Annotated in this window: 14 protein-coding genes; 7 read left to right on the top strand and 7 right to left on the bottom strand. The window is 67.3% G+C overall.

The window, feature by feature from the left end:
- Positions 1-217: 217 nt before the first annotated feature.
- Positions 218-622, top strand: coding sequence for a VOC family protein (locus VJS38_RS04815; RefSeq protein ID WP_324087016.1), 405 nt, complete (start codon positions 218-220; stop codon positions 620-622).
- Positions 623-654: 32 nt separating this feature from the next.
- Here VJS38_RS04815 and VJS38_RS04810 read toward each other — a convergent pair whose 3' ends face one another.
- From VJS38_RS04810 to VJS38_RS04795, 4 genes are all read right to left on the bottom strand, one after another.
- Positions 655-1,887, bottom strand: coding sequence for a CaiB/BaiF CoA transferase family protein (locus VJS38_RS04810; protein WP_324087015.1), 1,233 nt, complete (start codon positions 1,885-1,887; stop codon positions 655-657).
- 169 nt (positions 1,888-2,056) lie between these two features.
- Positions 2,057-2,845 carry an SDR family NAD(P)-dependent oxidoreductase gene (locus VJS38_RS04805; RefSeq protein WP_324087014.1) on the bottom strand — a complete coding sequence of 263 codons (789 nt, stop codon included), beginning with the start codon at positions 2,843-2,845 and terminating at the stop codon, positions 2,057-2,059.
- Positions 2,846-2,903: 58 nt separating this feature from the next.
- A complete protein-coding gene (locus VJS38_RS04800; RefSeq protein ID WP_324087013.1) occupies positions 2,904-3,293 on the bottom strand; it encodes a nuclear transport factor 2 family protein in 390 nt (129 codons plus the stop codon).
- Positions 3,294-3,466: 173 nt separating this feature from the next.
- Positions 3,467-4,636 (bottom strand): thiolase family protein, encoded by a 1,170-nt coding sequence (locus VJS38_RS04795; protein WP_324087012.1) that lies wholly within the window; start codon positions 4,634-4,636, stop codon positions 3,467-3,469.
- Between the two features lie 177 nt (positions 4,637-4,813).
- Between VJS38_RS04795 and VJS38_RS04790 the strand changes: the two genes are divergently transcribed.
- The gene (locus VJS38_RS04790) at positions 4,814-5,872 is read left to right on the top strand and encodes an alpha/beta hydrolase (protein WP_324087011.1); all 1,059 of its coding nucleotides are present in this window, start codon (positions 4,814-4,816) and stop codon (positions 5,870-5,872) included.
- Between the two features lie 77 nt (positions 5,873-5,949).
- On the opposite strand, the gene VJS38_RS04785 is transcribed toward VJS38_RS04790, so the two are convergent.
- Positions 5,950-6,693: a TetR/AcrR family transcriptional regulator gene (locus tag VJS38_RS04785; protein ID WP_324087010.1), complete on the bottom strand. Its 744-nt coding sequence runs from the start codon at positions 6,691-6,693 to the stop codon at positions 5,950-5,952.
- A 288-nt stretch (positions 6,694-6,981) separates the two neighbouring features.
- On the opposite strand from VJS38_RS04785, the gene VJS38_RS04780 reads away from it, so the two are divergent.
- The 4 genes from VJS38_RS04780 to VJS38_RS04765 all read left to right on the top strand — a co-directional run bounded on the left by VJS38_RS04780 (position 6,982) and on the right by VJS38_RS04765 (position 11,433).
- Positions 6,982-7,797: an enoyl-CoA hydratase/isomerase family protein gene (locus VJS38_RS04780; protein WP_324087009.1), complete on the top strand. Its 816-nt coding sequence runs from the start codon at positions 6,982-6,984 to the stop codon at positions 7,795-7,797.
- Between the two features lie 280 nt (positions 7,798-8,077).
- Entirely contained in the window at positions 8,078-10,123 is a 2,046-nt protein-coding gene (locus tag VJS38_RS04775; protein WP_324087008.1) for an alpha-ketoacid dehydrogenase subunit alpha/beta, read from the top strand.
- A gap of 16 nt (positions 10,124-10,139) precedes the next feature.
- A complete protein-coding gene (locus tag VJS38_RS04770) occupies positions 10,140-10,370 on the top strand; it encodes a lipoyl domain-containing protein (protein ID WP_324087007.1) in 231 nt (76 codons plus the stop codon).
- Between the two features lie 169 nt (positions 10,371-10,539).
- Positions 10,540-11,433: an enoyl-CoA hydratase gene (locus VJS38_RS04765; RefSeq protein ID WP_324087006.1), complete on the top strand. Its 894-nt coding sequence runs from the start codon at positions 10,540-10,542 to the stop codon at positions 11,431-11,433.
- A 25-nt stretch (positions 11,434-11,458) separates the two neighbouring features.
- Here the strand turns inward: VJS38_RS04765 and VJS38_RS04760 are convergent, their stop codons facing one another.
- Together VJS38_RS04760 and VJS38_RS04755 are read right to left on the bottom strand one after the other, a co-directional pair.
- On the bottom strand, positions 11,459-11,905 hold the full coding sequence (locus VJS38_RS04760; RefSeq protein ID WP_324087005.1) for a nuclear transport factor 2 family protein: 447 nt from the start codon (positions 11,903-11,905) through the stop codon (positions 11,459-11,461).
- 16 nt (positions 11,906-11,921) lie between these two features.
- Positions 11,922-13,646: an FAD-binding protein gene (locus VJS38_RS04755; RefSeq protein ID WP_324087004.1), complete on the bottom strand. Its 1,725-nt coding sequence runs from the start codon at positions 13,644-13,646 to the stop codon at positions 11,922-11,924.
- Positions 13,647-13,998: 352 nt separating this feature from the next.
- Between VJS38_RS04755 and VJS38_RS04750 the strand changes: the two genes are divergently transcribed.
- Positions 13,999-14,796: a class II aldolase/adducin family protein gene (locus tag VJS38_RS04750; protein WP_324087003.1), complete on the top strand. Its 798-nt coding sequence runs from the start codon at positions 13,999-14,001 to the stop codon at positions 14,794-14,796.
- Positions 14,797-14,842: the final 46 nt, after the last annotated feature.

Genomic DNA, 14,842 nt, shown 5'->3' with positions numbered 1-14,842 from the left:
GCGTCGCGACCGCGCCGTCAATCATATACTAATTTCAATTATAGCTAGCGAAGGGCGGCGGCGCGGTCTCTGATTCACGCAGCAACTATTTCACATACGTGGAAACCTCCGCACAGCGGGGCCCACAACCATACCGACGGGTGCGCCGAGCGTGGAGACGCGCTGAAGTGAGCCGCGTGGCTCGGGCAAGCCATCATTCATCACTGGAGCGAAGACCTTGGCTGACAAACTCCCTGCACGCTTCGGCTTCCCGAAGCTGGTCGTTCGAGACCTGCACAAACAGGCGGCTTTCTACCGCGCCGTCGTCGGCTATGGCGAAGGCCAGTTCCTGACCGGGAAGATCAACGGCCGCGCGGTAGAGGAATTCATCTTCAGCGCGCCCGACGGCAAGGTCGAGATGCTGGTGATGGCCTATGTCGATGGGGGCCCCGCGCCTGCGCCCGGAGCCATGATCTGCGGCATGTTCACCGACGATCTCGAGGCGTTCGAGGCGCGTGTGCTGGCCGCGGGGGGAAGCGTGTTCCAGCCGATCGGCCCTATGGACATGCCCGGCATGACCGCGCGCCTGGCGTTCTACGCCGATCCGGAGGGCCATCTCCTCGAAGTGATCCAGGCAGGCTAGGCCCGAAGGGTGCGGGACTGAGGCGCCGGCGGTCAGGCGATGACGCCGGCGCTCTTGAGGGCTTCGATGCGATCCCACTCGACGCCGAGATCTTCGAGCAGGAAGAGCTCTGTGTGCTCGGAAGCTTGCGGCGCGCGGGTGGTCTCGATCGGCGCGTGGTCGAACTGCACCGGCGAGCGGACCAGCTTCAGCGGCCGTCCGCCGTCCACCGCCTCGACCTCGACGACCATGTCGTTGGCCAGCGCCTGCTGGTCGTTGGCCAAGTCCAGCATCGACTGGTAGGGCGCCCACTGGCCTTTCATCGTCTTCAAGCGCTCGAGCCAGTAGGCGAAGGGCTTCTTGAGGAACGCCGCCGTGATCGCGCCGCTGGCGTCAGCCCAGTTCTTCATCAGCGCTTCGGCGTTCGCGAACCGCGGATCCTCCGCCGCCTCCGGAATCCCGAGGTGCTCGAAGACGTCGCGGATGTAGGGCCCGGGGGTGAGCGTGCACAGCATGATCACCCCGCCGTCCTCGGTCATATAGCTGCCAAGGAAGGGATTGTTCGGCATCCCTCCGATGCGCGGCGCTCCGGGGCGCACGGCCTGGCCGGACTCCATCGCCTGGGTGATCGCGGCCCCTGCCGCCCACCAGCCGGTCGAGAGGAGGGAGACGTCAAGCTCGACCGCCTCGCCGGTGTTGTTGCGGTGGAACAGAGCCGCCGAGATCCCGCCGGCGATGGTCATCCCGCCGATGCTGTCGCCAAACGCCGGGATCGCCTGGGAGAGCGGCGCATCCAAGGTCGAGGGAGAGAGCGCCAGGCCGATGCCGGACCGCGCCCAGAAGGCCGTGCTGTCGAAGCCGCCGGCCTCGCGCTCGGGACCCTTGTCGCCCCAGGCGCTGCCGCGCGCATAGATGATGTTCGGATTGACGGCGCGGATGTGCTCCACGTCGAACCTGTGCTTCTGCCGCGCCGCCGGGAGGTAATTGGTCAGGAAGACGTCGGCGGTGCGGGCGATGTCGTAGAGAAGCTCCTGACCCTGCGGCTTGGACAGGTCCAGGCCGACGCTGCGCTTGCCGCGGTTCGGATGCTCGATGAGGGTGTGGCGATTGGGATTGTAGGTCTGACCGCCGCCGAACTGCACGAAGCCCCGCTGGGTGTCGCCGCGCACCGGATGCTCGATCTTGATGACGTCCGCGCCCCAGTCGGCGAGCACCGCCCCGGCCGCAGGCACGAAGGTGAACTGCGCCACCTCGAGGATCCGCACCCCCTTCATTACCTTGGTCATTCGGCACTCCGTGAGTTCGGTCGGAGAGGGTCGCGGCTCCTCGACGGATCGCCCCTGGACCGCGGCGCTCTGGCCGCCTGGAAGCGACCCTAGCCGGCGGGTCTCGAGCGTCAATGCCGCGGCCCGACGCGCAGTGCAGACATCACAACCGTGTTTCCGGCGGCGTCGCCTAGCCGAGCTTGTCGTCGAGCAGCCCGCCGAACCATAGACGGGTGTCGGGATAGCCGCTGTTGGCCCAGCCGCCGTCGACGACGAGGTTCTCGCCGCAGATGTAGGAGGCCTGTTCGCTGCCCAGGAACAAGGCGGCTTCGGCCTGCTCCTCGGGGCTCGCCATGCGCCCGACCGGGATCCGTTCCATAAAGGCGGCGAGCATCGCCTCCGGGATGTCCTTGTTGACGGCCGTGCCGGTCAGCCCGGGAGACAGGGTGTTCACCCGCACGCCATACTGGGCGAACTCGATGCTGCAGGCCTTGCCGAGCATGACGATCGCGGCCTTGGCCGCCGAGTATGAGCTCAGGCCGCGGGCGGGCACATCGGCGTTCAGCGAGGCGACATTGACGATCGCCCCGCGAATCCCCGCCTCGATCATCTGCCGGGCTTCGTGGCGCACGCAGTTGAAGGTGCCGATCACCGAGACGTCGAAGGCGACCCGCCACTCCGCAGCCGAGCTGCCGAGGATCGTGCCCAGGCGCGCGCCATTGGCGACGTTGAACGCGACGTCGATCCGGCCGAACCGCGCCTTGGCGGCCTCGACCATCGCGATGATCTGGTCTTCCTGGCCGATGTCGACCCTCATCGAAACGCAGCGCTCGCCCAGCTTCGCGGCCAGTTCGTCCGCGCCGTTGCGGCTGGTCGCCAGGACGTGCGCCCCTTCCGCGACGAGCCGCTCGACTATGGCGCGGCCGATCCCGGCGGCCGAGGCCGTGACGACGGCGACCTTGCCTTCGTATCGCTTCATCGACCTGAATATCCCTCGCTTCGTGGACGCTGTGGATTTGAACGCGAATTGCCGCGTTCTATCGGTCCAACGCGGCGTAGACCCGTTTGAGCCGCCAGCCTTCAGGGGTCCGGACCGCCTCAACGTTGTAGCGCGCGTTCATCACCAGCTTGCCGCCGTCACGCCAGTCCGTGACGAGGTTGTAGGCGCGAAGGCGTGCGCCGCCGGCGGCTTCGTCGATGGCGACGCTGGTCAGGTGATGGCGCCAAAATCCGCCGCTCCCTTCTCTTGCGTTCCGAGGCACGACGCGCAGGGCTTCGCGGCCGATCAGCGGCTCGGGATAGATCCCATCGAGAACGCCGTCCTCGACGAAGAGGTCGGCCCAGCCTTCATCGGCGGCGTCCACCATCAGGCAGTAGCGGCCCATCAGGTCCTGCAGCAGGACACGGTCCTCGAGTGTGAGCGCCACGCTCGGCTCCTTGGGATCGACGTCGCCGGAATGCGAAGGCCTGCGGCGCATGCGAAGTACAATCCGCCCGACCATACGGCAGTCTTCGTCGTCGCAGGCAGGCGGCGCGCCGTTATCATGAACGTGAATTGTGCAGACGAGCGCTCGTGCGCTCGCCTGGCGCCGGATGCGGCTCAGACCTCGATCAGGACGGCGCCGGCCTGGCCGCCGCCGGCGCACATCGCCGCGACCCCTAGGCCGCCGCCGCGCCGGCGAAGGTCGTGCGCCAGGGTGATCAGCATGCGGGCGCCGCTGGCGCCCACCGGGTGCCCGAGGGAGCAGCCGCTGCCGGAGATGTTCACCGTGTCCTCGGACAATCCCAGGATCCGGCAGGCGCCGAGCGGGACCGAGGCGAACGCCTCGTTGATCTCCCAGAGCCGCACCTCCTCGATCCGCCGGCCCGTCCGGGAGAGCAGCTTTTCCACGACCGGGGCGACGGCGAGCCCTGTTCTCGCCGGATCTGCGCCGATGGCGGTCCAGCCCAGGACCTTGGCGAGCACCGGAGCGTTGCGGCGCCTGGCGATGTCCGCTTCGGTGACGACCATCGCCGCGGCCGCGTCGTTGCCGCCGCTGGCGTTGCCCGCGGTAATGGAGAAGCCTTCGATCTCCGGGTGCAGGACCGCGAGGCTGGCGAGTTTCTCCAGCGTGGTCCCGCGGCGGGGATGCTCGTCCACCTTGAATTCGAACTCGGCGCCCTCGGCGTCGCGCACGGTGATCGGGGCGATCTCCTCGATGAAACGGCCCTCGTCGATGGCGGTCACCGCGCGCTGGTGCGAGCGCAACGCCCAACGGTCGAGCTCCTCGCGCGTCAGGCCGAGCTCCTTGGCCGTGTTCCAGCCGACGGTGATCGACATGTCCAGATTTGGCGCCTCCGGCGAATCCGGATGCGTCGGCGGCCACCAGCGCTGCAATTCGCCGGTCGCAGGGTCGGGCTGCATCATCTGGGGCGAGAGCGAGCTGGAGTTGACGCCGCCCGTCACCATCACCCGCTCCATCCCCGCCAGGATGGATCCCGCCGCGACGCCCATCGCGCTCAGGCTGCCGGCGCAGTGCCGGTTGACCGCCATGCCGGCGGCCCGCGTCATGCCGAGCTCTACGGCGGCGTGGCGGGCGACGGCGCCGCCGCCGTAGAGCGACTCGGCCAGTACGACGTCATCGATCTCCTCCGGCGCGAAGCCGGAGCGCTCCACCGCCGCCTTGACGGCCGTCGCCGCGAGGCGTTCGGCGGGCGTGCGGGCCAAAGAGCCCTTGCGGGCGGCGCCGATCGCCGTCCGGGCGGCGCTGACGATCACGACTGAGGGCATGGTGTTTAACTCCGAATGCGCAAATCCTGACACAATTGCCGGAGCCGATGCAAAGCGCCGGGAGAGGTGGATCCGCCGTCGATCGCCTCTGCATACATGCGCCCCTGCTGGACCGGCTTGCAGGCCGGCGGGGAGTCTGCCACAAACAGGAGTTAATTCTAAAGGAAATTAGGTCGAATGACGCTTCAGGTCACCGAGCGGGTCGTGGCCACCGCGCGCCACATGACGTCCTATCTCGAGGCCGGTCCGGCCGACGGGGTGCCGTTGATCTTCGTGCACGGCTGGCCGGAGCTGGCGATAAGCTGGCGCCATCAGTTGCCTGTCTTCGCCGCCCTCGGCTACCGGGTGATCGCGCCGGACATGCGTGGCTACGGACGGTCGAGCGCCTACGACCGGTTCGAGGACTATTCCATGGAGGAGTGCGTCCGCGACATGCTCGAGCTGTTGAAGGCTCTTGGCCGCGATCAGGCGGTCTGGGTCGGTCACGACGTGGGCGCCGCCGTGGTCTGGGCCCTGGCGAGCCATCACCCGGAAGCCTGCATCGCGGTTGCGAACCTGTGCGTTCCCTATCTCCCCGGCGGGTTCACGCTCGCCAGCGTCGTGCCGCTGGTGAACCGCGAGATCTATCCGCAGGACCGGTTCCCGCAGGGGCAGTGGGCCTATTGGAACTATCACCTGGAGGCCCACGAGACCGTCACCGCCGCCCTCGATGCGGACGTCGAGCATTCCGTCCGGCTCATCTTCCGCCGGGGGGACGCGGCGCACTTCGGCGCAGCCTCCCCCGCCGGACTGATCAAGGCGCCCGCCGGCTGGCAGCCGCTGCTGGACGCCACCCGCGGTTTCGAGCGCGACGAGGCCGTTCTCGACGAGGCCGCCTATTGGGCTTTCGTTTCCAACTTCAAGCGTCACGGCTTTGCCGGCGCCAACAAGTACTACCATAACCAGGACCTGAACGCAGAGTACGCCGGGCGCGCGGTGAGGGGCGGAAGACTTGAGATGCCGGTCTGCTTTATCCATGCGGTCTACGACATGTCGTGCGCGACGATCAGCTCGGATCTAGCCCGCCCCATGCGTGAATACTGCCCCGATCTTGAGGAGCATGTCGTCGAGGCCGGTCACTGGGTGCAGCAGGAGAAGCCGGTCGAGGTCAACGCCGCGCTCGCCCACTGGCTCGGCGCCCGGCTCTCGCAGACCTGGAGGATCAAGAGCGTCGCCACCGCCGTGGCGGGCCTTTAGGGCGACCCAGGCCGGCCGTTCCAAGAGCTGGAGCGCGTTCTGATCGCAAAACCGGATCCACTTTTGCGGAACGCGTTCTAGACAGCCTGGCGGCTTCGCGACGCGGTGCGCGGCGCCCGCGTCGTCTTGCGCGGCTTGGTCTCGCTGGCGGCGCGGCGCGCCGGCTTTTCCGGCGGCTCGCCGTTCCCGAGATAGATGGCGATCAGCGCGTCGCTGATCTCGTCGAGGCTGTTCTCACCGCCGGGCTTATACCATTCGACGATCCAGAACATGCTTCCGATCAGGAAGAGCCGCAGGAGGCTGGGCGGAACATCGCTTCGGATCTGTCCGGCCTCGACCGCGCGGGTGACCGTATCCCGCCAGAGGCGCAGGTAGGACTTCGGGCCGCGGATACAGTTGCGGCGCAGCTCCGGAGAGACCTGGTCGAAGATCTTGTAGAAGGCGCGCCCCACGTCATCGCGCTCGGCGGTCCGGGCGACATAGGCGCGGATCAGCAGCTTCATCTGATCGAGCGGCGTGACGTCGGGCAGGTCCTCCAGCATCTGCTGGCTCTCGGCGGTCATCCGTTCGGCGGCGAACTGCAGAAGCGCGACGACGATCGCGTCCTTGTTTTCGAAGTAGTAGTAGAGACCTGCCGTGTGAATGCCGAGCCTTTTGGCGATGCCGCCGAGGGTCGTCTCGGCATAGCCCTTCCGCGCGAACTCGGCGGCCGCGGCGAGAATGATCTCGCGGCGTCGCTCTTCCGCCCTGGCGGCGGACGGCTCATGCGCAGCCGGCTTCGCCGCTCGCGGCTTGGAGGAGGTTGCACGCGCTCGCGCCATATCGTCGTTTTCCGGCTGAAATGAAATTCTATTGGACTGATAGTATGCGTCGAGGAGGCCGCCCGCCAAGCTGGGCGGAAGATAAGCTGCTAAAATCCAAACAGATGCGGCTCCGCGCTGTTCGCGAGCGGCCGCCTGGCCTATCTAGTTGAGGCGGCTACGCCGCGCCAGATTTGAATTCAAGGCAAATGGAGATTGTCCCTGGCGCAGCTGCGGCGAGGGTCAAGGAGCTCCGCGGTCACGACCGGGTCTTCGTCGAGGCGAGCAGCTGGGGAAGGAAGCTTCACGTTGAGCACGAGCCAAAGCGCCTACGACTACAGCCGCTACGAGGCGCTGCGCCTCGACAAGAAGGATGGCGTGATGACCATCACCCTATCCAATCCCGGCCGCCGCAACGCCACGAACCCGACCATGAGCGCAGAGCTGACGCGGATCTGGGAGGACGTGTGGCTCGATCCGGAGGTCCGCGTGATCGTCCTCCAGGGGGACGGCGCCGACTTCTGCGCCGGCGCCGACGCCAGCAGGTTGGGCGGGCGGTTCGACGTCGCCAATCCCGTGTTCCCCATGACACGGCTGGCCAAGAAGCATGCCTACGCCATCCTCGATTGTGAGAAACCCACGATCGCGAAGGTGCGCGGCGCGGCCTATGGCGTGGGCGTCACGCTCGCGCTCGCCTGCGACCTCGTCTATGCGGCCCCGGGGGCCAAGTTCCGCGATTCCCACGTGCGGGTCGGGCTGGTCGCGGGCGACGGCGGCGTGTTGCTGTGGCCGGCGTTGGGGGCGCTGCGGCGCGCCAAGGAGGCCCTGATGCTGGGCGACCCGATCAGCGCCGAGGATGCGGCCGAGATCGGCCTGATCAACCGCGTGATCCCGGACGAGGAGCTCGACGGCTATGTGGACGGGGTCGTCCAGCGGCTGCTTGCTCAGCCACCGCACGCGCTGAACTACACCAAGGCGTCCTTGAACGTCGCCCTGAAGCAGATGACCGGCGCCGCCTTCGAGACCTCCATCGCCTACGAGGCCTACACCTTCAAGACCGAGGATTTCACCGAGGCCACCCGCGCCCACGTCGAAAAACGCAAGCCGACCTTCCGCGGAAAATAGGTCAAGCGCGCCCACGCGCTGCGAGGTCGCCTCGCGCCTGACCAGTTTTCATATAGCTGATGAATCTCGCCGGATGCTGGACGTCGGCGCCGCAGCCGGTCAAAGCCAGTGAGGTTCATCGCGCCGTATCGACGGCGAAGCGCACAGTGTTCGTAAAGTCCTCGCCGCTCACGAGCGCCCGTCTCGAAGCACGGCGACCTGCGACGAGCCCGGCGCTGACGATGGTTGGCGTGAGGCGCTGCGGGGCTTGCGGCGCCCCTGGGCGGCGATGGAGGCGGCGATGAGCGTCGGCGAGAAGGTGAGCGGCAATCTGGGGATCGAGCCGGCGGTGCTGCAGGCGATCTACCGGCAGATGGCGCGGGTGCGCGCCGTGGACAAGGCGATACAGGCCGGCCTTTCCAGCGGCCAACTGCGGTTCAACTACTGGCCGATGACCGGTCAGGAGGCGATCCCGGCGGTGTTGTCGCAATTGCTGACGGCGCGCGATTACATGGTCACCACCTATCGGGGGATCCACGATCAGGTGGCCAAGGGCGTGCCGCTCGACCGGCTGTTCGCCGAGGCGCTGAGCCGGATCGGCGGAGTGAACAAGGGCAAGGGCGGGGCGCCGCACATCTCCGACCCGGCCTCCGGCTCGATGCTGACCACGGCGATCGTCGGCGCCGGCGCGCCGATCGCCAACGGGCTGGCGATGGCCGCTCAGCTTCGCGGCGAGGACCGCGTCACCGTGGTCAACTTCGGCGACGGGGCGACCTCCATCGGCGCGGTGCACGAGGCGATGAACCTGGCCGGCGTGTGGAAGCTGCCGGTGATTTTCCTGTGCCAGAACAACCAGATCGCCGAGTATACTAAGATTCCGGACTATACGGCGAGCCCGGACTTCGCCTCTCGTGCGGCGGGCTATGGCTTCCGAGGCGTGAAGCTCGACGGGAACGACCCGATCGGTTTCTTCAACGCCATGAAGCCGATCGTCGAGGCGGTGCGGCGCGGCGAGGGCCCGGTGTTCGTCGAGGCGGTCACCTTGCGCCTCGGCCGTCACGCCGGCGTCGGCGACAGCCCCGAGCTGACCCGCGAAGAGCTGAAGGCGGGCAAGGCCGCCGCGCCTGCTCCGCGGACGCGAGCCCGGCTGCTCGAGGCGGGGGTCTGCACGGAAGACGAGCTGGAGCGGATCGACCGCGAGGTCCAGGTCGAGGTGGACTCCGCCGTGGCGGCTGCGCTGGCCAGCCCCGTCACGCCCGTCGCGGAGATGCTCGTCGACGTCTACGGCGATCCCGACGTCATTCCCCGCCGCGGCCGCTACCCCATTCGCGCCGCCGAGCCCGAGCCGGCGGGCGAGCGGCGCACGGTGCTGATGAACGAGGCGATCGTCGAGGCGCAGCGGATCGCCATGGAGGCCGATCCAGGCGTCCTCCTTCTGGGCGAGGACATCGGCGATCCGCCGGGCGGGGTCTTCAAGACCTCCGCAGGCCTGCAGACGACGTTCGGCCCCCAGCGGGTGCGGCCGACGCCCATCGCCGAGCAGTCGATCATCGGCGCCGGCACCGGGGCGGCGCTCGCGGGCCTCAGGCCGATCGCCGAGATCATGTTCAGCGACTTCACCGCCGTGTGCCTCGACCAGATCGTCAACCATGCGGCCAAGCAGCGCTACATGTCGGGCGCGGCGACCCATGTGCCGATGACCATGCGGATCATGACCGGCGGCGGGCTCGGCGGCTTCGGCGCCCAGCATTCACAGTCGCTGGAAGCGTGGCTGCTGCACACGCCGGGCCTGAAGGTCGCCTATCCGAGCAATCCGCTCGACGCCAAGGGGCTGCTGCTCAGCTGCATCTTTGACGAGGACCCCTGCGTGCACCTGGAATCGATGACGCTGTTGCGCAGTTTCCGCGGGGAGTTGCCGGCGGGCGATTACCGGATCCCGCTCGGGGTCGCCAAGGTGCTCCGCACGGGGACGGACATCACCCTGATCTCCTACGGCTGGGAGGTGCATCAGTGCATGTCGGCCGCCGAGGACCTCGCCAAGGAGGGCGTCAGCGCCGAGGTCATCGACCTGCGCACGCTGCTGCCGCTCGACTATCACCGCGTGCTGGACTCCGTGCGCAAGACCCGAAGGGCCCTGGTCGTGCACGCCGCGACCGAGTTCTGCGGTCTGGGCTCGGAGATCGCCGCAACTCTGAATGCGGAGCTGTTCAGCACGCTCAAGGCGCCGGCCGACCGGCTCGGCGCGGAATACGCTCCGATCGCCTATTCCCCCGAGATTGAGTTCAACCAGATCCCGTACGCCCCGGCCATCGCCGCCCGCGCGCGTGAGCTGGTGGCGTTCAAATAAGAGCCCAGGAGTCTCGATGAGCACCATTCTGACGATCCCGCAGCTGGAGATGGCGATGTCCGAGGGCGGCCTGGCCGAATGGCTGGCCGCGGACGGCGCGCAGGTCGCCGAGGGCGATCCGATCTATGTCCTGGAGACCGGAAAGGCGGCGCAGGACATTGCCGCTCCCGTCGCCGGTCGGCTGATCCACAGGGCGGCGGCTGGCGCCGTCTACCCCGTGGGCGCCGAGATTGGCGCGATCGAATAGCCGCCTGGGCCGAGCCAGGCGGCGGGCCTATCATGATTGTGAAATCGCCGGCCCGATCGTGGCGAGAACTGTCGATCGGAGGCGTTTCTGCGATGGAAAAGCCGGATGAGTCCGGCCGGCGAACGTCAGGCGCAATCGCGTGAGCGGGCCAGGGCCGAGAGAGGGCAGCATGACGGACGATTTCGCAAGGGCGGCCAACCCGACGTACGAGACCGAAGAGCCGGTGTCCTATGGCGTCGAAGGATCCACCGCCTGGATCATGTTGAACCGCCCCAGGTTCCACAACGCGCAGAACGGGCAGCTGCTCTACGCCCTGGATGCGGCGTTCCGGCGCGCAGTCGATGATCCTGCGGTGAAGGCGATCGTGCTCGGCGGCGAGGGAAAGCACTTTTCCGCCGGCCATGACATCGGCACCCCCGGACGCGACGTGGGGGTCAGCCGCCCGCGGGTCCATCTGTTCCCCGACCATGCGGACAAGCCCGCGGCGGAGTTCCTCTACACGCGCGAGCAGGAAGTCTACCTCGGCCTCTGCCGGCGCTGGCGACAGATCGCCAAGCCGACGATCGCCATGGTCCAGGGGGCGTGCGTCGCCGGCGGGTTGATGCTGGCTTGGGTGTGCGACCTGATCGTCGCCTCGGAGGACGCCTTCTTCCAGGATCCGGTCCTGCTGATGGGCATTCCGGGCGTCGAATACTGGGCGCACGCCTTCGAGTTGCCCCCGCGTGTGGCGGCCGAATTCCTGATGCTCGGAGAACGGATGAGCGCGGAGCGCGCGCATCACTTCGGCATGGTCAACCGGGTCGCGCCGCGTGAACGCCTGCGCGACGAATGCGCCAAGATCGCAAACCAGCTGGCGGAGCGGCCGGCGCTGGGCCTCTGGCTCACCAAGCAGGCGATCAGCCACGCCGAGGACCTTCGCGGCAAGCGCGCGACGATGGATGCGGTCTACCACATGCATCACTTCGCCCACGCCCAGAACGACCTGGTCCTGGGAAGCTCGATCGGCAACCTGGACTCCAAGGCCATGGCGGCGGCGAACAAGAAGCAGGCGGGAGAAGCCTGACGGCTGGGGCCTGGCCCGCCGCGCCTCACGCGCTTGGGGCGGCGACCATCAAGCTGGAGGGCGATCGCCAATCGAGCCGCGCCTTGCGCTCCGCGATCAGCCAGCGACCGTCTTCCTTGCGGAAGGCGTCCACATAATAGCCGCAGTGATCCGGGCCGACATCGGTATAGACCGCGTAATAGGTCCGCGCCGTCGCCGTGTCCGGCCCCGTGAGCTCGATGCCGCAGGTGGTGATGTGGTGCCTGACGAAGGTCGGGCGCGGCCGTGCAGCGCCCTCCGTGGACGGTCCCCTCCCGCTCATGAATTCTCGGATCCGCTCCCGTCCGGAAAAGCGGGCCCCTGGGATTTCCAGGACTCCGTCGGCGGTGAAACAGTTGACCACCTCGTCGACGCGAAGTCGGTCTCCGGCCAGGTTGTAGCCGGCCAGGGTGCGGCGAATTTCTTCTCGCGCCAAAAGGTCTTCGACAGTCATCGTCAGTCGCTCGATCTCAATGTGTTGACATGCCGGCACGGTAAGGACGTTGATCCTCGTCGTGCGCCACCGCGGTCCTGGAGCCGGCGGTCGCGTGCTTTGCGGCCAGGAAGCCGAAGGTGAAGGAGGCGCCGATGCTGGTGCCCGGCCCGACGTAATAGTGGCCGGTCACGGGCGCTGCGGAGTTGCCGGTGACGTAAAGACCCGGAATGACCTTGCCGTCCGCCGTGAGCGCTCGGCCATGCTCGTCGGTGACCACGCCTCCCGCGGTGCCGACGTCGCCGGGATAGACCTGCAGGGCGTAGAAGGGCCCCTTGCGGACGGCCCCGAGGGTCGCCGAGGGCCTGTGCGTGGGATCGCCGAACCAGCTGTCGTACCGCCGCCGCCCGCGATGGAAATCCTCATCGACGCCGCGATCGGCGAAGCGGTTGAACCGTTCCGTGGTCGCGGCCAGCGCGTCGGGGTCGAGCCCGCACTGGCGGGCCAGGTCCGCGAGCGTGTCCGAGACCTTCAGGTAGCCGGCTTCCACCCACTCGCGAGGCGTCCGCCCCGGCTGGGCGCCGCTCACCATATATTTGGACCGGTGCTGGCTGTCGAAGATCATCCAGGCGGGCGTGGCGTTCACGCCCTGCCGCGTGCGCGCCAGCTGCCGCTGGCCCACCTCCATGTAGGAGGCGGCTTCGTCGCAGAAACGCTGCGCGCCCGCGTCGACGAGGAAGGCGTGAGGCTTGGCGATGTCCATCAGGTGCATCGGCAACATGCTGCCGGCATTCGGCGGGACGCTGACGCTGATCCACCAGCTCTCGTCCATCAGGTCGACGCTGCCGCCGACCCGCAGCACCTCCTCGATCATTTCGCCCGTGTCGCCGGGATTGGCGTTGGTCCAGGCGCTTGAACTTCCGGGCTGGTATTTCGACCGCATCTGCTCGTTGCGGGCGAATCCTCCGGCATTGATGAGCACGCCCAGTTTGCCCAGGACGCGTTGATCCTTGCCGTCGCGGCTGACAACGACGCCGCATACCCGGCCATCTTCCACGATCAGCTTGCGCACCGGCGAGTTGACGCGGATTTCCACCCCGGCCTTCACGCTGGCCTCCAGCATGCGTCCCTGAAGCGCTGCGCCCGTGCCGACGAGGCGCTGACCTGTGAGTTTGCCCTTGAGCAGCCGCCACATAAGCCGGGCGGCCACGGCCCGGGCCTCCCAGGTCCGTCTCACCAGAACAATTCGACAAACCTCCTTGATCGTCAGCGGCAGCGTCAGTCCGGTGAGCCGAAGCTTGCCGGCCCACTCGCGCCCCAACCTGTTGACGTCGAAGATGCGCGCGACCACAGCGCGCCCTTCGGCAAGCCCGCCGGGTTGGTCGTCGTAGTAGTCGGAATAGCCGCCCGCCCGCTCGAGCTGGATGCCTTGCCGTTGTAGAAAATCCAACATCACCGGCGCGTTATCGACGAACGCCTTGCGGCGCTGCGGCGTCCCGCCGCGGCCGGGATCAGGTGTAGTCAAGCTTTCGAGGTATTTGAGCGACAGCTCGGGCGAGTCCGGGACCCCGGCCGCACGGTTGAGACCGTTGTTCGGCAGCCACAGGACTCCGCCCGACATTGCCGTGGAGCCGCCGACGACCTCCATCTTCTCAAGAATGATCGCCGTCTTGCCCATGCTCCTCATCAGCAGCGCAGCACACATCGAACCGCCGCCGCTGCCGACGATGACAAAGTCGTAGGTTTCATCCTGGCCTGGCATGTCTCTCCTTCCTCTTGGCTCACTTTGTGCGACGCGTGTGAAGCGTCAGCCAGCCGGCGGTCGCGTTTGCTGAAGCGGACAATGCGCCTCCTAGCCCTGCAGGGGTAGGGTCGGCGGCGAGACCATGCAGCCATGTCCTCGAGGCCGACGTTGACGGGTTACGCCGCGGCGCGTAATAATGCAATTTAAAATAAAGGGTTGGGGCGGGCCGCAAAAACACAAAAGCCGCTGATCGACTTCATCCGCGCAGCGAAATTTCAGATAGCTGATTAGAGATTGCGATCAGGTGCGTCCGCCTCGGCGCGAGCGTAGCGTCTGGGCCTGTTCCTGACCGACCAACCGAAGAAGGCCCATGACAGACATTGCGATGTTTCGCGAGGGGTCGCGCGAGCCGAACCGGACAGACCCGCCCAAAGAGCACGAGTTGCGTCGAGACCTGGCCGCGGCCTACCGCCTGGCGGCGCTGTTCGGGTGGGACGACCTGATCGCCACGCACTTCTCGGTCCGGCTGCCGTCGGCGCCGGGCGAGCCGGAAGCGTTCCTGCTCAACCAGTACGGCATATTGTTCGAGGAGATCACCGCCTCCAGCCTCGTGAAGGTCGACGTCGAGGGCGACATCCTGTCGGACAGTGACGAGCCGGTGAACAAGGCGGGCTTCGTCGTCCACAGCGCGGTGCATCAAGCGCGCCCCGACGCCGGCTGCGTCATGCATCTGCACACCGAGGACGGCGTCGCCGTTTCAGCCCTTGACGAAGGACTCTTGCCGCTGAACCAGACGGCGATGATCGTCGCCGGCAGGGTGAGCGTGCACGAATACGAGGGCGTGGCGGTCGACCTCGGCGAGCGTGAGCGCCTGGTGGCCGATCTCGGCGACAACGACCTGATGTTTCTCCGTAATCACGGCACCCTGGCCGTCGGCGCCACCGTGGCCGAAGCGTTCTCTCGCATGTACACGCTGGAGAAGGCCTGCACCTTCCAGGTCAAAACCCTGGGGATGGGCCGCCCCTGCCGCATGCCGGACCCGGCCGTCGTCGACAAGATGAAGGCCGGCCCGCGCCGCAACGAGCAGAGCGCCGCCTATGCGCGCAACTATGTCTGGCCGGCTTTACTACGAAAGCTCGATCGGCTTTGCCCTGACTACAGGAACTGACCGCGACGACGCGCGGCGCGTCGTGTCGGTTCGCTGCGGACATCGC

This window comes from Phenylobacterium sp. (assembly GCF_035276905.1).
Classification (GTDB): domain Bacteria; phylum Pseudomonadota; class Alphaproteobacteria; order Caulobacterales; family Caulobacteraceae; genus Phenylobacterium.
Note: the sequence above shows the minus strand (reverse complement) of the source record. Positions and strands in the feature narration are given on the sequence as shown.